Source organism: Ohtaekwangia sp., from assembly GCF_036568665.1.
In the GTDB taxonomy this organism is placed as follows: Bacteria; Bacteroidota; Bacteroidia; order Cytophagales; family Cyclobacteriaceae; genus Ohtaekwangia.
Genome location: NZ_DATCSD010000164.1, coordinates 1 through 23,741, shown reverse-complemented (window position 1 = coordinate 23,741; position 23,741 = coordinate 1). Strand labels below are relative to the sequence as shown.

Here is a 23,741-nt window from a genome sequence, read left to right as displayed (position 1 = left end):
CGTAGTCTTGTATTTACAAGTGATTATGGCCGTAGTTAAATTCGATGTAATGTGGCATCGTTGAGTTTTTAATGACTTCCATAAATGGAACATCGACTTTAAATTTTGAAACATCCGTTGTTCACCGGCAATATTAGCCCGGGAACGGCGCAAGGATACCTTATCCAAAATGTCAGGGGTGTTGAGGAACCGATGCCAAAGGTTGGCCAGTATTGTTATCATTCCTTGCATCATTGAACCACATCAGTGGTGCCTGATTAGCGGTGACGATCCATTTGCGCTTATTGCCAATTTTTATCTCCCTTATCGCTTTTGCGTCTGTCATAACACAAAATCCACTTTGAGAGGGAGGGATAATTTGAAATGTCCCATCGCCATTACCCAAAGCATACACGCCAATGCCCGCATCGAGGTAGCCTGACAATGTCTCTTCGGAAAACGAATTTCCAACCGCAAGAAAATCGAGATAAGGATCGTTATTGAGGTGGCAAACGGTGATGCTGTTAATGGGACTAACCTGAATACTTAACGGCAGGGCATGCAGTGAAAATTTTCCCTTACCATGGTTTTCCAAGTATGAAGACTGAAAATATGTCGCACGCTTCACGATCATGTTCTGTTCACCCAGGTATTTAAGTATTTCACCCATCTCCGTCTTTCCGTATTTCGAATAAGTCCGGAGCATGCGGCGTAATCCCGGGATTTGTTCAGTCATCGTTTCGCGATAGTGTACCGGATATTCCTTTCCTTGTATATAGCGTGAAATGAATGGATCCAATGAACCATTTGCATCAAAGTCTTTTGCATATATAGATACCGGTTCCTGTTCGCTCGCTTGGAGCACTGAATTTTTACCAAGATTACCTAAGATATAATCGGTATCTCCATCGTTATCAAAATCACCTTCTGCTATACTGCTCCACCACCCTGACTTGAGTTCTGTAATTTTTTTAAAGGCACCCTTGTCATTGCCATATACAGTAACGGGCATCCACTCACCAACTACAATCAGATCCTGCCATCCATCGTTATCAAAATCAGTGAACAATGCATCGGTCACCATACCCACCGAATCGAGCCCATTCCCTATGCTATTTGTCACATCCTCAAATTTTCCCTTACCATTATTTCGCAAGAGATAACTCCTGGGCGTGGAGGGATACGAGACAGGCACGATACGTCCTCCAACAAACAAGTCAAGGTCACCATCATGATCTATGTCTGCTGTCGTCACACAACTTCCACTACTTTCTATTTTTGGCAAAGCTTCTTTATCCAACTCGAATTTGCCTTTCCCATTATTCTTGTATAGTCTGTCCTGGTACTTGGATTTATCTTTACCGAACTCGCTGCTCCCGCTCACACAATATAAATCCAGGTCGCCATCCTTATCTGCATCAAATAGTAAGATGCCAACGTCTTCCGAATCTTTAACAGCAAGCGAATCGACATGAAACTTTCCATCGGCCTCCTGTTGATATATCATGGCGCTGTGGTAAGCGGTACCACCAACGATAAAATCATCAAGACCATCGCCGTTGATATCTCCAACGGCAAGTCGTGGACCTTGCTGAGAGAATTTGTGGGGTAACGTAGCCTGGCCAAATTTATAGTCTGCGTAAGCCTCTTCGGACATGACCGGGGCAATGGCAGATTCCTCTTTTTCCAACCACGTTGAATTGGGATTAGGACGTTGATACGTCAATACAGCTTGATCGTGGGAGGCAGTAATACGTGTATTAGCACTTACATCGCGCATTACTTGCATTTGTCCCCTGGGCCACACAATGACAACTGAGTCAACTTTCTTCGATCCTAAACCAAAGTGCATTACTGGATCAACGCTGGAGAGATAACCCCGTTGTAACTGTTGTTCACCGTAACTGAGTTGCCCATCCATATATACCCATATTCTGGTGCCGATTCCCTGAAGATTTCCCTTAGGTCCCTCCAGTTTGAGTTGCAGGAATTTTGCGTCCACTTCATGGTTGTCGGTAACCGTGTTCTCGTATAATCGAGCCACTCCGTTAAGGTTATTAAGTATTAGATCAAGGTCTCCATCATTGTCAAAATCTGCGTAAGCGGCCCCATTGGAATAGGTGGGGTCGGAAAGACCCCAGGAGTTTCCAACACTTTCAAATTGAAAATCACCTTTGTTCTGAAATAGAAAATCAGGTTTAAATACGCCTCCAAGTTCTTTAAGTGCTTTAGCAGCATTTTTCATCTTTAAAGAATCTGTCCCAAACATGGTTACGTCTTGATTGTACGTGACAAAGTCGAGATCCGTAATATCTTTCAGATAGCCATTGGAGATAAAAATGTCGCGAAGGCCATCATTGTCAAAATCGGCAATAAGAGGTGACCAACTCCAATCCGTAGCATAAATTCCACTCTGATAACCGATATCGCTAAACGTGTTATTCCCATTATTGCGCTGCAATACATTTCGAATATACTGGGGGCGATAATTCAACTTCAAACTTTTCATAAAGCGCTCATAACCCATCCAGGAGAACATCGTCTTTTGTCTGAGGTTATCGTCAGGCATCATGTCTACCACCACCAAATCATTCAGCGCGTCATTGTTAAGGTCGGCCATATCAGCACCCATCCCGTTAAACTCCTGGTGATTCATCCAGGCTGAAATTTCATTTCTGAATGTTCCATCTTGTTGATTGATGTACAATTGATCTGACGAGAGAAAATCATTTGCGCAATAGATGTCGGGCCAACCGTCCTGGTTAAAATCGTTTACCATAACACCAAGGCCCCACCCCTCCTCAAGAATTCCTGCCTGCGCTGAGACATTGGTAAAGTGAAGCGTTCCATCTTCAAGTGTATCTTGCCGGTACAGCTTATCAACACTTTTGCCACGTCCATCAGTGCGCTGGCCAAAGGGTGTATTACGATGATAGGACTCCAGGGAATTCGTCAGCAGAAACATATCAAGATCGCTGTCCAGATCATAATCAAAAAACACCGCTTGCGTTGAATAGCTTGAATCAGCAAGTCCAAGCGGCACAGCTAAATCTTTAAAGTGAGGAATACCTTTTTCATCCAATCCTTGGTTGACAAAAAAGATGTTAGGCACTTTTTTGTCTTTGTTTGGATGAGCTGTGGAAATATAAATATCCAATAGCCCATCCTGATTAACATCAACGACAGAGACACCTGTACACCAAAGGTGTGTTTTTACTCCAGCAGCATCGGATACATCCTCGAAAGTTAAATTGCCCTTGTTGAGATAAAGTGCTGAGCTATTAATATTACCAGCAAAGAAGATATCCGCGCGGCCATCGTTGTTAAAATCTGCCACACCTAAACCAGCACCATTATACAGGTATTCGAATTTGAGGGCATTCAACGTATCATTCTCCAGTAATACATTTAAAAAATGTATACCTGAATCATCTGGTTCTACCAATTGAAAAAGTTTACGATCCTGCTCGCATCCGTTGAATAGAAATAAAAGGGAGACTGCCGCGGTAAGTACGAAGATTTTCATTTATGAGAGCATGTTTATCAAATAAGTAATCCCGGAATTGAACATTCCGGGATTATTAATTAGATGGAACTATCTTAAATCAATTTAGTATCCAGGGTTTTGAGATTCTGGAGTAAAGTTGGGATTGGTGTTGAATTCGTCTTGTGGAATCGGGAGCAATTCATATTTACCTGACTGGAAATAGCTAATAGGGTCAGGTCCTGTGAGCTTTCCATTTGCCCTCCAACGAAGAATATCAATATTTCTGATTTCCTCTCCAGCCAACTCTACGAATCTTTCGTGCTGAATAGCCTTAAAGATCTCATCTTTGGTTGACACCGGGAATCCAGCATTATCCATAGCCGCTGTGCCGTAATTCGGCATGCTCACGCTTGCACGGTTTCTAATCTGGTTAAGATAGCCAATAGCATTTGCCGGAGTACCGACTTCGTTCTCGCATTCAGCAAGCAACAGCAACACATCGGCATATCTCCAGAGTCTGTAGTTTATACCAACGTTGACATTGAACCCACCTGGATCAAGCTTATACATCACTGAATACTTTTTCCATCTGACTTTTACTTGGTTTCCTTCGAAAGTGGTTGAGTTATCACCAGCAATGTTAATGGTTGTTTCGCCATCACCACCACTCGTTACCAGCGTCTTGGATCCATCAGCGTAGGTATTTCCCGGGAACCAGAAAGAGTCAGTAAGTCTTGGGTCACCATCTTCAAATTCAGCTATTAGCTTGTCTGATGGAATAAGGTTTGCCCATCCCACGGCAGAATATTCTTGGGAGCGAACCCAGCTATCGGCTGACGAACCGTTACCGGATGCATCCCAGCCATAGCCTGTATCCAAAAATCCTACTTCAAAGACCGACTCGCTGTTATACTCCGCTTCTTCAGTGAAATTGTTAAAGTAAGTGTTAACAAGGCTATACACACCAAGGTTTTTTACTGCCTCAAGGGCAGTTTTTGCTGCTGAGTAGTCTCCTTTGCAAAGATTAAGTTTTCCGACCAGCGTGAGTGCGGCACCTTTCGTTGCGCGTCCCAAATCGGCAGACGCGTAAGAGGCAGGCAAAACAAGGCTTGCGGCATTTGCATCTGCAAGGGCAAAATCAAATGTTTCAGCTTGACTTGACCTTGCCTTGGCAAAAGAGAAATCTGTTGATGGTTGGCCATAAAGAGGAACGCCACCCCACAAGTTACCCAGCGTATAATAAGCAAAACCCCTTAAGAATTTAGCCTCGGCAATATACCTGTCCAATAAAGGTTGATCAGTTGCGTCCACAGTTAGAGCAGCTCCGTTTGTGATAACAGCATTGGCCCGTTGAACGATGGTGAATAGGCCTTTCCAAACATCGGTCATTACCGAGTTTGTATAGGTGTGAGATCCATTCAACAACTGAGCTCTTGGAACCTCCAACTGCCCGCCACCTGCTTTCATTTCATCTGATCTGAGATCATGAATAAAGAAGTATTCTCTTCCCACCATGCGGTTGCCTTGCAACACCGCATAGATCGAATTCACCGAAGTCCCAATCTGCGCTAATGAAGTATAATAATCACCAATCACTATCTGATTAGGATTTTTCGTATCCAACAAATGCTCATTGCATGAAATAACTATTGAGATTGCAATGATGAATAATAAAACCTTTTTCATATTTAATATGGGTTAAAATCCTAATTGTACGCCACCTATAAATGTTCTCGGCTGTGGGAACTGCCCATAATCAATACCATTAACCAAGAATCGGTTGGGGTCAGCAGAATTATTGATATTGCGATTACCCACTTCAGGATCGTAGCCCTTATACTTCGTTACAGTCACCAGATTCTGCGCTGTAAAGTAAATCCTGAACTTCTTGATCGTTCCGTTAGTGAAACTTAAAAGCGAAGCAGGTAATGTATAACCAATGTTCAGGTTCTTGATACGAAGGTATGAGCCGTTCTCCAGGAATCGATCGCTTGGTCTGGCATTTGAATTTGGATCACCGCTTACGGCTCTCGGAACATTGGTGTTGGTATTGCTGGGTGTCCAGGCATTCATTACTTCGGTACCCGAATTGAATAACCTTTGCATACCCTCCGTTATCACTCTCGTACCATTATAGATTTTGTTACCTTGAACGCCTTGAATGAACATCGTCAAATCAAAACCTTTGTATGTAGCGCCCAGATTTAATCCATAACTAAACTTTGGTAAAAAGCTACCCATGTCCTTCATTTTGCCCGTAAACCGGATATCTCCAGGCCGGGTATATTTACCTGCGTTGGCCGGATCTTGCCATTTGGCGATATCAACGGTGCCATCGTTGTTTAAAGGAAGGACTAGGCCATCTTGCGTTGGCTTGCCTTCAGCGTTGACAATCTCTCCCTCATTTTGGAAAATACCGTTCGTCTCAGACAGGTAGAAATGTTGGATGCTGGATCCTGCGATGGTTCTGGTAATATTACCTGCTCCATAATCCTGGCTACCTCCAGCGAAATATGCTGTGTTTTCGCCATAGAGTTCTTTTATCTCATTTCTGATGATCGAAACATTTCCGGAAACATTAAAGGTGAAATCCTTCCCTACCTTGTTGTAACCGAGTGTTAATTCAACTCCCGAGTTTTTCATTTTTGCTACGTTCAACGCGGTTGGCTCGTCCAGGCCTAATGACCAAGCAGGTTGTGTAGCCAAAATCAAATGATCAGTATCCTTTATGAAATAGTCGGCTGAAAACGTGATTTGATTGTTGAACATTCCCAGATCAAGCCCGATGTTTTTCATCGTTGAGATTTCCCATCCAAATTGAGGATTTTGAAGTTTTTGAAAATATGATCCCTGGACGAGGGAATTATTAAACGGGTAAAACGAATTTGTTAAAATAGGTGAAACATAACTGTACGGATCAGTCGGTTTAGCTCCGACCTTCCCATAACTTGCTCTCAATTTAAGATCGCTGATCTGGTTTACACTACTCATGAAATTTTCTTCGTGTATCTTCCAGCCCACAGATGCTCCAGGGAAGTTACCCCATTTATGACCTGGCGCAAATCCTGAAAAACCATCTCTGCGCATTGAAGCACTCAGCAGATATTTTCCTTTGAACTCATAATTCACACGACCCAGGAAGGAAAGCAAATAGGTTTCCCAGCTTTGATTATCGACAGTCAGGTTGGTTCCTCCTGTCAAATTATTTATTGCATTTGTGGTGAGTTGCCCACTTGTGTTCAGGTAGTTGTTCTTCTCATCCTGTCTTTCAGTAACGAGCACTGCATTTATAGCATGATCACCGAATGTTTTATCAAACGTTAATTGATTAGAGTAATAGAGAGAATAATACTGGTTTCTATTATCTGTTAAATTGTGAGTAGTTCTGCCCTGATAACCACCATCGCTGAAAATCGGATCATTTTGTAAAGCACGGTCTTGCGAATAATTTACGCCAAACGTGAACTTGTATTTAAGTGCATCAGTAATCTTAAACTGCACGAATGTATTACTCAGGAGGTAAAGATTATGATTTATCCTTTTATCCATCAATGCCAACCGAACAGGGTTTTCAGGGTCTGATCCATCAGCAGATGTAGTACCATTAAAACCACCAGGATTATTCGGATTGCGAACCGTGATGTATGGAACGGAGCGGAGCATATGCATGACCATCGTTCTTCCACCACTTTCCAACTGATTTTGATTGTTGCTTTGCGTAACCTGAAAGTTTTCGCCAATGGTAAATCGGTCGCTGATTTTTGTCTCAAGACTTAGTCTTCCATTGTACCTGTCAAAAGAAGTTCCTAACATGATTCCGTCCTGTTTGAATCGCCCGAACGACAAGTACATTTTAGTCTTTTCGGTTGAACCAGAAACAGAACCCTGAAGTTGTGAAATGGATGCCGAACGGAACATCTCATCTTGCCAATCTGTTTCTGTTTGAGCAAACGTTTGGGTTGTGCCGGCATAAATTGGCTGATTCATATTGGAGAATCGCGAAGGCGGGTTGCCTCCTGCGTTCGTTGCCAGCGCTGTGCCATAAGCAAGGTATTGATCGCGATTTAGCAAATCCAATTTCTTCCAGGCGCTTTGCGTTCCCGTGTAGGCTTCAATATCTACATGGACTTTCTGATCCTTCGATCCGGTTTTAGTGGTAATAATCACAACACCATTGGCAGCACGTGATCCATAAACTGCCGTTGCAGCCGCATCCTTTAAGATTTCAACCGACTCTATGTCTTTTGTATCCACACTATTCAGGTTGAAATTAGGCGCAGGAAAACCGTCCACAACGTAGAGCGGATCCGCATTTTGCGTGATCGAACCAATTCCGCGTATCCGGACAATGGCACTTGAACCAGGGCCTCCGTTATTGGTAACAAGAACTCCTGGAACACGTCCTTGCAATGCCGCAGATACACTAGGAACAGGCAATGCGGCAATTTCTTTCGAATTGACCGATGAGACCGCTCCTGTCACGGAAGACTTCGTCTGCGTACCGTAACCCACTACAACAATTTCTGACAAAGTAGACACGTCTGGCACCAGCGAAATATTGATTGCAGTCCGGTTGTTTACAGCGACCTCCTGCGTAACATATCCAATAAAGCTAAAGATCAATACGCTGTTGCCCGTTGCCAAGGTAATACGGTAGTTACCCTCCGAGTCAGTGCTTGTTCCGTTCGTTGTGCCCTTTACTACAACATTTACTCCGGGAACAGGATTATTTGTATCGTCAAGTACCTGTCCTGATACTGTCAATTCCTGAAATGCTGAGGAGGACTTTGCTTCAACTTTGTTTACATTAACATAGCACAGTACAATTGCCGCGGATAAAAACGGCAAGAGCTTAAACTTTAGCCTTAGCAGTCGTCTGAGGCTTGAAAAATTCGAGTAGATTTCACTCATAATTTCTTTGAGGTTGATTGGAATAGCTTTTCGTTTGAACGCTCATGCAATAACTGTTACTGCGTGAGTTTTGAACCGAGAAGTATGATCCCGATTCCGCGCTGCATGGATCTTCCGTCTGGCTTTGAGGTTTAGGGGTTAATTTCTTTACATTCTCTCGAGGCTGGGGATGTGCAAGCCTGAACGCAGGGATCAGGTCTTCACGACTCACCGCACACGTTTGCTAAAGTCCGATTTAGGCCCCACTAATACGTATCAAAAAATGAACATTCGCTTGAAATTTTGAAACGGAGCGGGTTTTTGAATAATAAATGCTGAGAAATGGGCAGATTAAGAAGGACTGGTCAGAGTAAGGGCATTATCCACGGAAGCGAATGCATGGACCTTCCTTAAAATATAAATCTGGTTGCGCTGAAAGGGAGAGTCGTGATGTGCTACACTTTCACCTGATACACCATTGGGCGGCAATGAAACAAGGGAAAAGTGCCTGACAAGACAATGAAAGTTTAAACAAATGACACAGCGTAAACTTAGAGATTGTCTGACCTAAGCGTGATCGAGATATTCTGACGGAGTCTTGCCATATTCCTCTTTAAAACAACGCGTGAAATAAGAAGCCGAATTGAATCCCACTTCGAAAGCTATCTCTGATAATGTGAGTTTATGTCCATCCATCAGTTTAATGGCTTGTTTCATTCGTACCATTTTGATGAATTCAACGATAGACTTTCCGGTCAGTGCTTTGATTTTCCTGTAGACCTGCATCCTGCTCAAGTTGAAAACAGCAGCCATAGAATCTACACTGAGTTGCGAATCCTGCAAGTTACTGGCAACGTAGTCAATCGCTTTTTGCAGAAATGCCTGATCTAAAGAATTCGTTGTTGCCTTTCCAGGAGTCAAATAAACATCGTGACTGAATCGCGCATACAACTTTCTCCGGGAGCTGATCATCTGGCGAACGTGTTCAATCAGGCATCGAATGTTGAATGGCTTTGACAGGTACAAATCAGCTCCGGTCTTTATCCCGTTGATCTGGTCTTCTATTGTTGCTTTTGCGGTAAGAAGAACAAAAGGAATATGGCTCGTATTCAAATCGGACTTAATGGCATTGCAAAACTCTATTCCATCTTTTTTCGGCATCATGATGTCGCTGATAATGAGATCCGGATTTTTACTTAACGCGACTTCCAAGCCCTCTTCTCCATCTCTTGCCTCAAGCACCGAAAATTCCCTTTGCAGTTCGGCAACGAGGTAAGCTCTTAACTCGAAATTATCCTCCACAACCAGTATTTCCGGCCTGTCAATATCGTTGTCGCGATCCTGATGTTCCTCAGAAGGTGGTAGGCTCACAATTTCTTCGTGGTCTTTACTATATATAACATCCGGGAGGACTACCACTTCCTCATCCAATTCGTAAGCATTCGAGCAGATGGGAAATAGAATGGTAAAGATCGTTGCCTGATCAGGCGTACTTTCTACCGTGATGGTTCCGCGGTGAAGTTCGATGAGTGCTTTGGTCAATGATAGCCCAATTCCCGTTCCCGGACTTGAAATTTTAGCAGAAGACTTCGCTTGATAGAATTTCTCAAAGATGCGGGGAAGTTCTTCGGGTAGTATTCCAATTCCATTGTCTTCAATTACTAACTCTATGCATCGACAAAGCGTACCATTGGAAATAACCGAATGGTGAGTTTTTATCTGCAACTTGATCTCGCCTGCATCTGCAGTGAATTTGAAAGCATTTGAAAGAATATTAAAGATTACGCTCTCCAATTTATCTCTGTCAAACCACCCCATAATGACGGGCTCCTCGTAGCTCACAGAAAAGTTTATTCTCCGCTTTGCCGCCATTTCATTGAAAGCTGAACAGGCTTCTGTAATGAACTGAACCAACTCACTGTGTTGAACTCTCAATTTAAGATTTCCGACCTCAAGCTTATTAAAATCCAAAAGTTCGTTGACCAGTCTCTTCATCCTGTTGGTGTTCTTATAGGCTGTAAAAATCCTTTCACGCAACACTGATGGAACTTCGTTTGATTCCATTAAACTTTCAAGCGGAATTAATACCAAACTTAAAGGCGTTCTGAACTCATGAGCGATGTTCGTAAAAAATTGTGTCTTCGACTCGCTCAATTCATGTTCCTGTTCACGCTTGAGTTTTTCAAAGGCGATCTCATTTTTCATCCTCAATCTCTCTACCCTGATTTTGATCAGAGCATAAATTAACAACATCATGATCGAAATGTAGATGCAATAGGCCCACCACGTTTTCCAAAAAACCGGCCGGATGGTTATCTCCAGTTTCAGTGGCTTATCAACCCAAACACCTTCCCTGTTAGCAGCCTTGACAACAAATACATATGTAGCTGGATCGAGGTTAGTGTAAGTGGCACTGTGGCTAAGCCGTGTACAATTCCAGTCCTTGTCAAATCCTTCAAGTTTATAATAGTAAGTATAGTTTGCTGACGGGCTATAATCGAGTGCCACGAAGTCGATGACGAAAGATCGCTGATCGTAAGAAAGTTCTAGTTCTGAAGTAAGGCTGATATGTTTTTTCAGTGGCGAATCAACAGCACCGGGTTTGATCGATTGATTATTGATTTTCAGATCAGCTAAGACGACTGTTCCGGAAGCAGATGTGGTACGAATGTTATCGGGGAAGAAACTGTCGAAGCCATTACTACTTCCAAACAAAAATTTTCCGGTGGATGTTTGCAGCGCAGCCTTGCGCAGAAAATTATTTGACTTCAATCCATCGTCACGCGTATAGTTTATGAAAGTCTTTGTCTTGGTATCAAATTTAGAAAGCCCCATGTTGCCCCCTGACCAGACATTTCCATGCTTGTCTGTAAGAATAGACCGCATAGCGTTGACGGTGGTTCCCCTCGTCATTTCATAAGATAAGAATTGTGTGCTGTTCTTTTTCTTAAGATTTAAACCTTCTGTTGTTCCAATCCATAAATCGTGATTATTCTTATCTTCTACTATGGCCTGAATCTGCGACCCTTTAATACTTCCCTCCCTGTTTTCCGGAATATATAGCCGGTATGTAAATGAATTTCCTGATTTCCTTTTCAACTCATATAACCCGTACAGCGTTCCAACCCAGAATGTTCCTTCCGAGTCTTCAACAATATCTGAAACATAAGCGGTGTTGGGAATATGATTAGGCTGATCGTATTCTGTGGCACTGACAAACTTGTCATTTTTTTTATCGTAGAAGAAAAGACCACTTCCCCACGTCCCTGCCCAAACCGTTCCCGTCTTATCTTCGTATAGACAAAGAACCTGATCATTGCCGAATCCTTTTGATCGAAGAGAATAGTAAATCAATTGATTAGTCTGCGGATTTATCCGGACAACTCCCTTACCGGCAGTGCCGAGCCACAATTCGTCATTTCTACAAGAAATTACGGATGTCACATCCTTGTTATTCAATTGGCGATTGATCTGAACGGCCGATTCAAACTTGTTAGTTTTAAAATCAATTTTTCCAAGACCAAGACCATAGAAGGCTATCCAAATGTTTCCATGGCTGTCTTCGGCAAAACTCCTTACCTCATTATTTTCGAAAGGGTCTCTTCCAGGTGATTTTTCTCTTGTATAAAACTTCTTCTGGTTATTATCCAGCACGAATACGCCATCACTGAAGGTCCCGATCCAGATTAACCCGAGATCATCGGCATAGATTGAGTAAATCGAATTCGTGGGCAAGCGTTTGGGATCACCTTCTTCGCCTACTAAATGCTGAACCTTGTTGGTTTTCTGGTCAATCCGATTAAAACCCGAACTCTCACCACCTACCAGGATATTTCCGTTGTGATCGATACTTAATGCAAGGATGGCATTTAAACTATTACCAAGGGCATCACGTGACAATAGTTCCTCGAAGGAGTAATGTCTGCCAGTCGAGATCAAGCGGGTGATCTGGCCCGTTGTGGTTGCGATCAACATGTCACCAGACTTCTCCGATACGATCGTACTGACCTGAGCATTCGAAAATCGTTGAAGCTCTCCTAACGGGAGACGTCTTCCCGTTCGCACATCATATAACAAGAGTCCTCCCCTACTACCGCACCATATCGTATCCCGCCGGTTTAACAGTACCGTTATGAAATTAGTCGATGGCAATACACCTTCTCGCGGAGGATCGGTAATGTAAGAGAACTCCATTCTTGCAGGATCATATATATTGATACCTCCTTCATGCGTGCCGATCCAAAGCCGGCCCTGCGAATCGAATTCGAGATCAGTAATATATCTGTTATTAAGATAATTGTGATTTGCTTTAATGGAATCAACGGTTATGAAATTATTCAATTCACGATTGTAGATGCACAACCCCTGCGCAGTACCTATCCATAGACGATTGTCGTCACCTTCTACAATGGTGTTAATCGTACTATTCGCAATCGAGGTCCGGTCATTCGGATCATGAACATATCGGTAAGCATTGCTACCATCGTATCGAATCAGCGCATCGTCCGTTCCAAACCACATATAGCCTTTGCTATCTTTGTAAACACATCGGATAGAAGAATTAGACAATACCTCCGGGGCAACTGGAATGAATGAAGGAGATAACTCCTGACCAGATGCTGAAAGGGTAACTGTAAGAAGGGGCGTCACCAACAGATATAAAAACATGGTGACTCTTACCACCTCCAAGAAAGAGATGCATTTCTGAAATTCCTTGCTGCTCTTTTTTAACATGAGAAAATTCTTTTTTGGTTACATCAACAAACCATGCCCAAGCACAGAATCAAGCGTAGTGTTGATTTGTGATTGTTATAGTCCGTTTGACTATAAGTAAGAGCGTAAGAACCTCATGTAAAGCCGTCTTGCTTAGCCATTAAAAAAAGCAAAGCTGATCCACATGGAGCGCAAACGATTGTATAAAGATAAATGTATTGCTTACATTTACAAACACCAAGGCCTTAACAAGTTTTTTAGCGATTGATCAAATCAAAAGCCCGAGCCCGAATGGATTCGTTTTTTTGTTTGTTCCTGTAGCATCCGCAGGTGAAAAAAAGTGTATTTCAACTAAGGCTTTCCGGCACTACGGGAGACTCTCATTGGGAAGAAGCTTTTTTTCGTTGACAACGATTTTCGAACTATAGACAATCGGATTAAATCTTACTGCCGATATAGCTCATAGTATATACTTATAAACTATATATATATTCCTGAATTACTTTCCGCTGATGCTTCAAAATGTACCTGCGATCATCCTCCGCTGAAAGATAAACTGAAAATTTTCCTCGGTCTTAATGTGCTCCGTTGAGAGTTGGCGGATGTTGTTTTGCCGCAAATTACCTTTTATCTGTCGCAGTTATACCCACATATCAATCATCCATCTGTAGATATTTGTGATAGATAATGGGAGAACGTTCGGTGTGAAAGAAAGCAGTATAAATAGATATTCGAAATTCAACTAAGGTATCATCATGAGTAAAGTTAAAGTAGCGGCATTTTCAGTTTCCCTGGATGGCTATGGAGCCGGACCTTATCAAAGCAGAGAGAATCCGCCCGGCAAGAGAGGTGAGGAACTTCATGAGTGGATATTCCCTACGAAGATGTTTCAGAAAATGTATGGCAAAGGAGATGGAACAGAAGGTATCGATAATGACTTTGCTGAAAAGTCATTTGAAAACATCGGTGCATGGATCATGGGGCGAAATATGTTCGGGCCTATTCGCGGGCCGTGGCCGAATGATGAATGGAAAGGTTGGTGGGGAGAAAATCCGCCTTATCATGTTCCGGTATTTGTTTTAACACACCATGCAAAAGAGCCATTGATCATGAAGGGAGGAACGGTATTTTATTTTGTTACAGACGGCATTGAATCTGCACTGGAAAAAGCCAGGAAAGCCGCCAACGGAAAAGACATACGCATTGGAGGAGGAACATCAACGATTCGTCAGTTCTTACAGGCGGGCCACATAGATGAAATACATCTTGCTTTCGCTCCGGTATTTTTCGGATCAGGAGAAAACCTATTTGACGGAATTGACTTGCCTCAATTAGGATTCACTGAAACGCAAAGCGCCTATGGCAAGGGCGCAACACATGTGGTTCTCAAGAAGAGCACGTGAGCATAACTCAGATTTAATTTTTTGAAAAACTTAAAATATAAAATTTATGTCTAACAGTGTTTCGTTACATAGAATACTTAAAGCATCTCCGGAAAAAGTATTTCGCGCATTTACGCAAGCTTCGGCAATCGCATCATGGTTGCCTCCTCACGGATTTCTTTGCACTGTTCACCAAATGAATGCAGAGAAGGGTGGTACTTACAAAATGTCGTTCGAAAACTTTTCAACAGGGAACAGTCATTCATTCGGGGGCACATACATAGAGGTAAAGTCGAATGAATTTTTGAAGTATACCGATAAATTTGATGATCCCAATCTGCCTGGAGAAATTATCACTTCTGTGTCGCTCAGGAAAACTATTGCAGGTACAGAAATAAAAATTTTTCAGGAAGGAATTCCTGCGGCAATACCTGCAGAGATGTGTTACCTGGGTTGGCAGGAATCGCTGGAAAAGCTGGCGAACCTGGTGGAACCGGAGATACCGGATGCTTAAGACAAAATTTTCACGCTGAACAGGACAAATTTGAATTATTCAGATTTGTCCTGTTTTTATTTGATTTCAGTCTCTGTTCCTGAAAGTATAAATCACTCAAGGCTGACCGACCTATAATTCGCTACCAGAAACTATATACTATACCAACAAGAATATATTTCAGTATATATCAAACATCTCCACGTATAAATCCTTCATGGAATTTATAAATCGTGGGCACCAATTAAATAAATCAGCAGAAGGCAATAATCAAACTTTCATGCAATGTGAAGAAGGAAAAACAGATATAGTATATTTTCTAAATCGATTTTTCTTGTTTGAAAGCAGAGGGAGTAATACCGAACCTTTGTTTAAAAGAACGACTGAAATGAGAAACGCTTTCAAAACCACTTTCGAAAGTTACTTCGCTTATCAATTTATGATTGTTGCGTAAGAGGCGTAACGCATGGAGCAACCGTTGCTCCAGTAACCACTGACCGGGTGTTTGCTGATATATCTTTTGAAAATCTCTTTTAAAGGCAGAGAGGCTTCGGTTGCATAATTGAGCATACTGTTCCAGCTTCAGGTTAAAGCAGTAATTCTCGCTCATTACCCGTTGGAGCAGAACATGCCGAGGCTCGTTCAGCAACGAACAAAAGTAGGATAGCAATTCAGCATTACGTGGATTGTCGGCAATTGTTAAAATAAGTTCTTTAAACTTCAATTCTAACAATGACTTGTCCGGCTCATGTGTTTCACTAAAATATGTAGAGATGGAATGAAAGAAGGCTGCGAGGGTTTCACTCTTATCCAGAATCATTACCGGTTCAAATATTTTCCTGTTATCTGAAAGTGGTTTTGATTTTGTTTTTAAAGTGTTGCAAATAAATTCATCAGGAATAAAAAACAGCACCACGCAAAATCCATCGTTGATAAAATTCTCAAATATCCAGGCTCCCTTTCGAACAAAAACACAAGTCTCCTTACCAATATCATAACTCTTCTGTGCAGTATGCCAGATTTTCCTGCCGTCAATTACATAGAACAAGTAATTGTAATGAGTCCAAAGATCAGCAAACCTGGATTTCATCAGGCGTGCCTCCAGCGGACAATTAAACACTGTAATCAGTGATTCGCTACAATTGAACTGCCGATAGTACTGCGGGTTCTGAAGTACCCGATCGTAAAAGTTAACCATAAAGCTTTGGTTGATGAAGATACTGAAAAGTAGGAATCGAGCCTATAGTACTCGTCTCTTCAAAAGTTGAACTTTACAGACATATCTCTGGACTGTTAAGCAAAATTTATTGGGAAGTAAATAGTGATCTTTGTTTACATCTTTCGAACCTCAGAAAAGATAGTCGAAGTGCTTATCGGCATCCTTGTTAGAGGGGCCGCAAGGTATATACATTACCAAACCCGTAACTAATCTTTCAATAAAAAAATACCAGTATGAATGCTAACAAACAATTATGGGAAAAGGGTGACTTCACCCGTATAGCCGAAACTATGCGCGAGAGTGGTTCTGCATTAGCAGCTACTCTTGGAATCACAAAAGGCCTAAAAGTTCTTGATCTTGGTTGTGGTGACGGTACCACGGCTATACCCGAGGCCAAACTGGGTGCCGATGTATTAGGTGTAGATATTGCCAGCAATCTTGTTCAGGCAGGTAACTTACGCGTTAAGTCTGAAGGAATTTCAAATTGTAAATTTCAGGAAGGCGATGCTACTGATCTTCATGAATTGAGTGATCGATCCTTTGATTTTACTGTTAGTATATTTGGTGCCATGTTCGCGCCCAAACCATTTGAAGTCGCGAATGAAATGGTTCGTGTTACACGCCCCGGTGGCCGCATTGTAATGGGCAACTGGATACCGGGAGATCCTACCCTGGTTGCGCAGATTTTAAAAATCAGTTCTGCATTTACCCCACCACCACCTGAAGGATTTGTTAGCCCAATGTTGTGGGGAGTAGAGAACCATGTTCTTGAACGCTTCGGTAAAGCGGGTATAGCGAAGGAAAAAATTCATTTCGAAAAAGCAACGTTTACCTTCAAGGCACCTATTTCGCCATCGGAGTTTGTTCAACGATTCAGACTTTATTATGGACCTACCATGAATGCCTTTGATGCTGCAGAGAAAAATGGAAAAGCGCAGGACTTGCAACGCGAATTAGAGCAGTTGTTTGTCAGTCAAAATCAAAACGGATCAGGGGCCACGTCTATTCCCGCTACGTTCCTGAAAGTAACGGTCACGGTTTAACATCTTACGATCACAGGATATAGCATCTTTAACCAACGAGTTGATATATATATCATTGGCAGCATCCACCCATGCTTCATAAGGAGGTATACTTTGCTAAAGCATACGCTTTACTTGATTATGCAAGTGATTTGGGTCTATTCATTCGTTACATCACGCCACCGGTATTCATAAGTATAATTAATCAGATCTGCCTGTATTCGATATTATTTTTGGAACATTTCGTAACCCTAAAGATTTTTCGATACATACAGGCTTCTATCATGGTGCATCATCGCGCATGGGATATGCTGCGCGGTGTAGATGTAGCGACCGAAGCGAAGAAATAACTTCAGCTTTTCTATAGTTGTCAAGAAAATCGACATTAAAAAAGGAACCATGATTTTTCATGGCTCCTTTTATAGTCGAACTAATTGTTCGAAATCACTTTAAACTCTTGCTTATTTCGTTGTCTGCTTTACCACTTTTATAGTTCCGTCATTATTGTAATAGAGTCTGTCCACACATACTGATCTTAACCAATCGTGGTTTGAAAGCGAACTATTATGATAGAAGCTATACCATTTGCCTTTATACTCTACAATGGAACCATGATTCGTATAGCTATCGGTAGGCTCCATATATATACCCTGATATTTCCAAGGCCCCAGCGGGCTGTTACTGGTGGCGTATCTCATCCGGTTGTCTCCTTTAACGCCATCTTTACTGTTATTCTCATCGTGATTATCGGAGTACGAGAGATAATAAACACCTTTATACTTATGCACCCAGGTAGCTTCATGGAAATCTTCCAGACCTTCCATGGGCTTCATTGCTCCGTCAATTTCCATCATATTATCTTTCAATTTACCACCCTGACATTTCCCGCCACCACCATAATAGAAGTAAGCCTGCCCGTCATCATCCACAAAGACGCAAGGATCGATCATTGATTCGAGACCTGCTATATATCCCTGCACTTCAAAATCTTTTGCCGGATGTTTACTGGTGGCCACTCCTATTTTCCATGTACTATTCCACTCGGTGCCACTGGGGTGCGGAAAATAAAAATAATATATACCGTTCTTATACGCGCAGTCAGGAGCCCACATAAAACCACCTTCTGGCCTCCCCCACTTAACCTGGCTGGCGCGCAAAATCTCACCGTGATCTACCCAGTTCACCATATCGTCAGTAGAATATACATGATACTGATCCATTAAATCACAACCGCGTGGCGGAGCTATATCGTGCGATGCATAAATATATAGTCTGCCATCCTGCCAAACGTGAGCAGAAGGATCTGCCGTATACATCTGCGTGATAAAAGGATTTTTCTGAGCATTAACGTTGACTGAACCTGATACCAATGCAGCAAAAAACGAAGCTGCCATAACTCTGACTATTTTCATAATTGACCTATATGTAAATTTTTAAACCTGATATACTTTTAAATTTTATTATCATCTTCCATTTAGCATCCCTTTAATCAGCAACTTGCTGGTTTGAATTGCGTTGGCAGTATATATCTTCAATACGTAACAACCGGGATTTATTTCGCTCACGTCCAGTAAAATTTTCTTCTCATTTGTATGATTATTATATACTTTAATCACCTGTCCTCTTATATCGAAGATGGTTGATTGAAAAATAAAAGGATCTTGTTCAGAACCTTCAATATATACTTCAGCAGAGGCTGGATTTGGATAGACCCGGTGTAATGTACGTTGCTCCGTTGTGGAGACGGAAGCAATTATTTCTTTCTCGAATATAACTTTATCAATATTGAAGCCACCGGTTTCTTCGAACAGCTGAAGTATATGTTGGCCTGCCTCCAGGCTGACTCCGGTAGTAGAGATAGTTTTATAACTCTGCCACCCTCCGGTGTTCGGAATATATACCGAGCCGGTAATATCATTACCATCTATCTTGAATCGGATACTGCTATTTTTATTTGGTGAAGCCGCTATTGTCTTGATAGTATAAAACGATTTTTCTGCAACATCCACCGTATACTCCATCCATTCTCCTCCATTGGTCCATCCTATATTATAATTTCCGGGGCTGTTCATCTCAACATCTACGCCTTCATCTACACGATAGGCATTGCCATTGTTGGCAGCTTCTGAATCGCTATAGGCTTTACCCTGACCTCCACGATCATAATCTTCTACCTCTATTGTTCCGGGAATGGAAGATGCATTCACTGCATAGGGTATTCCGTGCTCACGTGTTTGCTCAATCATTTGTATGGTACCATCTCCATTATAAAAAAGAGAGTCAACACAAATAGAGCGCAGCCATGGGTTTCCGGATAATATACTGTTGTGATAAAAAGCATACGACTGTCCCTTATATGAAATAATGGAACCATGGTTGGTGGGACTTCCTGTAGGTTTAATATATACACCTTTGGATGTCCACGGACCAAGCGGACTACTGCTTACGGCATAACGCAGTTGATTTCCTCCTGAAGGATTATTATCAGCATACGAGAGATAATATATACCATTATACTTATGTACCCATGTGCCCTCATGAAAATCCTGCAGGCCCTGCATTTGTTTCATGGTGCCATCCACTTCCATCATATTATCTTTCAACTTGCCGCCTTCGCATTGACCGCCTCCTCCATAATACAGGTATGCTTGTCCATCGTCATCAACAAAGACACAGGGATCGATCATTGATTTCAATCCTGCTATATATCCCTGCACTACAAAATTGGCTGCCGGCTCGGTGCTGGTTGCTACACCTATCTTCCAGGTTGAATTCCATTGATCTCCACTGCCCGTAGGATGTGGAAAATAAAAATAGTACGTACCATTTTTATAAGCACAATCTGGCGCCCACATAAAGCCACCTTCCGGTCTGCCCCAGCTAACATCAGCAGCACCCAGAATTTCTCCATGATCCGTCCAATGAACCATGTCGTCAGTAGAAAACACGTGATACTTATCCATTAGGTCGCAACCCTGAGGTGGATCGATATCGTGAGAAGGATATACATACAAACGCCCATCTGACCAGACATGCGCGGATGGATCAGCGGTATATATATTCTGCACAAATGGATTTTGCGCCTGTGTCATGACAGAGATACCCAGCGTGAGCACACTGAGGATTAATCTTGTTCTCACCTGTTCATTCCATTTATACCTTGACATTGTTTTCATACAGGTTATTATTGCATCACCAGCTTTTTCATCTGACTGCCTTCTGCTGTACTCAACCGAAAGAAATATACTCCCGGTGAAAATCCTTCCAGTGAGAATGACACCTGGTTCTCACCGGCATTTGACTGGAGTACTTTTGTTTTTACAACAGCGCCATATATATTAAAAACATCAGCAGAAACTTCCTGTGTTCTTTTCAACCGGTAGCTTACGGAAACATTTCCTGAGGTTGGATTGGGAAACAATCGCAGCGCATAATTATCAGTCATGGCTGGATTTTCAGTTGCTGTAATTCCATCACCAACTTTCACCGTAAGGTTTGCTTTCTTTACACCATCCATACTTATTGCTGTGATGGTGGCAATGCCGGATGATATACCGGTTACTTTACCATTCGCATCAACCTGCGCTATAGTTGTTTTATTGGATTTCCAGAATACAATTGTATTGGCAGGATCTTCCGGATTTAATTTAGCCTGCGCCTGGTATATATCACCAATGGGTAATAATGTTTCCGGTTCTTCAAAACTGATGCCGGCTACACTTACGGGTGATGTATTACCAAAGGCATATACTTCGTGAATAGACCACCAGTTTCCTTTCGATCCGGTTTGAACAATGCGAACATACTGAACCGTGGTTGATGGGAAACTTACAATGGTCATAATATCAGCGCCTGAACCCGACACACCCGGACCATACCAATCCGTACCATTGTCTGACACATATAGCTGATATTTTTGAGGCGAGTCGCCAGGACTTGCTTTAACATCTAAAAGTATCTGCTCTATTTTTTCCGGCTTACCGAAGTTGATCGTAAACCATTGTCCTGAACTTTGCGGACCACCGGTATACCATCGGGTTGTAGCGTTGCCATCTATTGCCTGCGTGGCATTGGCTGAATTAACAGAGGCAGAAACTTTCCAGGCGCTTCTACTAATAGCAGAGGCGGTTGAAACTTCAGGCGCATTTCCCATATTATTAAGCCACACATCGCACTTGGTTTTATCTATACCTGTAGGATCCACCACCGAAGAATGTATAGCAAGGCGAGGCTCCGCACCCGTTGCTGCCAACTGGTTAACGGGATATATACTGGAACCTTCGATATGCAATGTATCTGCATTGATCAATGCAAAACGCTGCTGCCCCGGCTGATTAAAATTTGCCTGCTGCAGGGTAAGCACACCGCCATCCATATATATACCATTGGAAGGATTACCCCAAAAATCTGCATTGAACAATGTAACACCTTCGGTGTAGCTGCCACCTGTTTCTATATACTTCGTATTCTGATCGCCAATGGAGACAATCTGTGAATTTACAAAATCAAAACCTCCGCTACCTGCGGCATGAATGACAAGGGCGTTTCTGGAACCATCTATACCACTGCCAATGGATATACCGGACGGGCCTGCACCATCTATATCACTTAATATCATTCCATTCTGAGAGCCATAATGAAAATTATTATAGAGTAACTGATTCTCACAATTCCCCAGAATCATGAAATTGAAATTAGCAAATCCATAATCATAAGCGGGACCGCCATCACCCACAGAATTAGGCCAACTTCCATATTTCGATTCATCACCGGCAGCATACGCTATTACATTGAACTGGGTGTTATATATTTTTCCATTCTTCGTACCTCCGCCAACGCGAAGCCCTATATCAAATGCATGACCGGCTATATAGTCGATATAGTGGTTATCGCATGGGTATGTAAAAAGATCAATCCCTTTATCAACAGCACGCATACCGATGTTGATCATATAGGTATTACTGCCAGTCGCCTGTATACAGTATGGATATTTTGCTATAGCGGGGAGTTGCGTGATCAATTGTTCAGGATAGTTGAATACTATGCCGCGTATACCACTGTTCGCTGATAACTTTAGAAAGGCTTCACCATCGGGGTTATTCTTATCGGCATATACTTCCAGTATACTTCCCGGGCCTGTTGGCGTAGTGCTTACATCAACTGAACCTTTTAACTCTACGTTGGAAGGAATAACAAGATGCCCGAGCACTTTATATTTTCCGGGCGGAAGAAACACTATGCCACCACCATCGGCAGCTGCCTTATTAAGAGCCGACTGAATGGCCGTTGTATTATCAGTAGTGCCATTGGCAACAGCATTGAAGGGAGCAGCAGTAGCTATATATAAAGCGAGGCGCGATGGTTTGTGTGCCTCGGGAACTATATCTACGATCTGCGGCAGTTGTTTCATATTGACCGGTGTATGATCAATAATGTTTTTGAAAATAGACGTCTCATTGATCTTAGCTGTTTGTGCAAACCGGTTACCGGTAATTATAGCGCGTGCATTTTTAGCTATACTAATTTGGGGAGCAGGATTTTTAAAATCACAGTCAGTCGCGGCAAACGTTCCTCCACTTACATTAACAGCTCCTGTAAGTATATCTGATTGCAGAACCATCAGGCGAGTGCTGGCAGATTCATCAACCAGAATTGCATTCTTGGTAGCATCTAGTGAACATGTATGTAATTGTACTACACCAGACGCAGAGTTCTCAACGGCAATCCCTGTTTCACATTTCACCGTTTTGATACCGGTACACATCAAGCCGACAGGATTTGCTGCGCTGATGTCGAGACCTGTTTTACACCGGGTAAAGATCATAGAGTAATTATGTCCGTTGGGTTGTGTACCCGGACTGGTAATAGACTCTACCGCGTGAAAGCCTTTGCTATACCCTTCTATATTTACAAAGCAGGTATACGACCAGTCGTTTCTTCGCATAACAATTCCTGTTCCGTTCTCATAGATCCATGCTTTATGTTCTCCCTCTATAGAAGGAGCATTGGGCAATCCTGAACTTGCCCAGTAATCAGGAGAGAAATCGATCCATTCGATACGTCCTACATCAACTATATTATCGATCTCTATACCTCTTGATAGTGGCGTTCCATATATACCATTTATAGTAGGACATGTTCCGCCATTCTTTCTGGAGAATACAATACCTGCATAGGAATTAATGAGTGTTATATTTTTAGCATTACAATTTTCATTACCAAAATAATTCGGTCTGCCAAACTCAACGGAAGGAGGATACGGTGTAATGTTTGAAGGTGTTTGCTCAGGGTACCAGATTGCAAGATCCATCACCGCTGATGAAGGTTCCATGGTAATAAAAGGTGTAGCCTCTTCATTGCCTCTCCCTGCATAGGCCATTAAAATAGTTCCTGTAACTTGTTGTCCTTTTTCAGGTTTCTTCCATTCACCTCGCAGCGTAATTCCTTTCGGAAGCAGCAGATTACCTCTAATTACATATTGTCCTTCCGGTACAAACAACGTTCCTCCGCCTAATGTACCCAACTGGTTAAGCAGGTTCTGAAATTGCTGAGTAAC

11 protein-coding genes are annotated in these 23,741 nt (G+C 42.3%); 3 read left to right on the top strand and 8 right to left on the bottom strand.

The window, feature by feature from the left end; translation table 11 throughout:
• Positions 1-172: 172 nt before the first annotated feature.
• From VIN08_RS09495 to VIN08_RS09480, 4 genes are all read right to left on the bottom strand, one after another.
• Positions 173-3,505 carry a VCBS repeat-containing protein gene (locus tag VIN08_RS09495; RefSeq protein ID WP_331963684.1) on the bottom strand — a complete coding sequence of 1,111 codons (3,333 nt, stop codon included), beginning with the start codon at positions 3,503-3,505 and terminating at the stop codon, positions 173-175.
• Positions 3,506-3,589: 84 nt separating this feature from the next.
• Positions 3,590-5,152: a RagB/SusD family nutrient uptake outer membrane protein gene (locus VIN08_RS09490; protein WP_331963682.1), complete on the bottom strand. Its 1,563-nt coding sequence runs from the start codon at positions 5,150-5,152 to the stop codon at positions 3,590-3,592.
• 12 nt (positions 5,153-5,164) lie between these two features.
• Positions 5,165-8,377 carry a TonB-dependent receptor gene (locus VIN08_RS09485; protein WP_331963680.1) on the bottom strand — a complete coding sequence of 1,071 codons (3,213 nt, stop codon included), beginning with the start codon at positions 8,375-8,377 and terminating at the stop codon, positions 5,165-5,167.
• 546 nt (positions 8,378-8,923) lie between these two features.
• Entirely contained in the window at positions 8,924-13,090 is a 4,167-nt protein-coding gene (locus VIN08_RS09480; protein WP_331963677.1) for a hybrid sensor histidine kinase/response regulator transcription factor, read from the bottom strand.
• Between the two features lie 734 nt (positions 13,091-13,824).
• Between VIN08_RS09480 and VIN08_RS09475 the strand changes: the two genes are divergently transcribed.
• Together VIN08_RS09475 and VIN08_RS09470 are read left to right on the top strand one after the other, a co-directional pair.
• Positions 13,825-14,472: a dihydrofolate reductase family protein gene (locus VIN08_RS09475; protein WP_331963674.1), complete on the top strand. Its 648-nt coding sequence runs from the start codon at positions 13,825-13,827 to the stop codon at positions 14,470-14,472.
• Between the two features lie 46 nt (positions 14,473-14,518).
• Complete coding sequence (locus VIN08_RS09470) at positions 14,519-14,965, top strand: SRPBCC family protein (RefSeq protein WP_331963671.1); 447 nt, start codon at positions 14,519-14,521, stop codon at positions 14,963-14,965.
• A gap of 298 nt (positions 14,966-15,263) precedes the next feature.
• Here the strand turns inward: VIN08_RS09470 and VIN08_RS09465 are convergent, their stop codons facing one another.
• Positions 15,264-16,142 carry an AraC family transcriptional regulator gene (locus VIN08_RS09465; protein WP_331963668.1) on the bottom strand — a complete coding sequence of 293 codons (879 nt, stop codon included), beginning with the start codon at positions 16,140-16,142 and terminating at the stop codon, positions 15,264-15,266.
• A gap of 254 nt (positions 16,143-16,396) precedes the next feature.
• Between VIN08_RS09465 and VIN08_RS09460 the strand changes: the two genes are divergently transcribed.
• Positions 16,397-17,206 carry a class I SAM-dependent methyltransferase gene (locus VIN08_RS09460; RefSeq protein WP_331963665.1) on the top strand — a complete coding sequence of 270 codons (810 nt, stop codon included), beginning with the start codon at positions 16,397-16,399 and terminating at the stop codon, positions 17,204-17,206.
• 440 nt (positions 17,207-17,646) lie between these two features.
• Here VIN08_RS09460 and VIN08_RS09455 read toward each other — a convergent pair whose 3' ends face one another.
• From VIN08_RS09455 to VIN08_RS09445, 3 genes are all read right to left on the bottom strand, one after another.
• The gene (locus tag VIN08_RS09455; RefSeq protein WP_331963662.1) at positions 17,647-18,579 is read right to left on the bottom strand and encodes a family 43 glycosylhydrolase; all 933 of its coding nucleotides are present in this window, start codon (positions 18,577-18,579) and stop codon (positions 17,647-17,649) included.
• Positions 18,580-18,648: 69 nt separating this feature from the next.
• Positions 18,649-20,352: a family 43 glycosylhydrolase gene (locus tag VIN08_RS09450; protein ID WP_331963659.1), complete on the bottom strand. Its 1,704-nt coding sequence runs from the start codon at positions 20,350-20,352 to the stop codon at positions 18,649-18,651.
• Positions 20,353-20,369: 17 nt separating this feature from the next.
• The coding region (locus tag VIN08_RS09445) for a discoidin domain-containing protein (RefSeq protein WP_331963656.1) at positions 20,370-23,741 on the bottom strand (3,372 nt) is incomplete at its 5' end.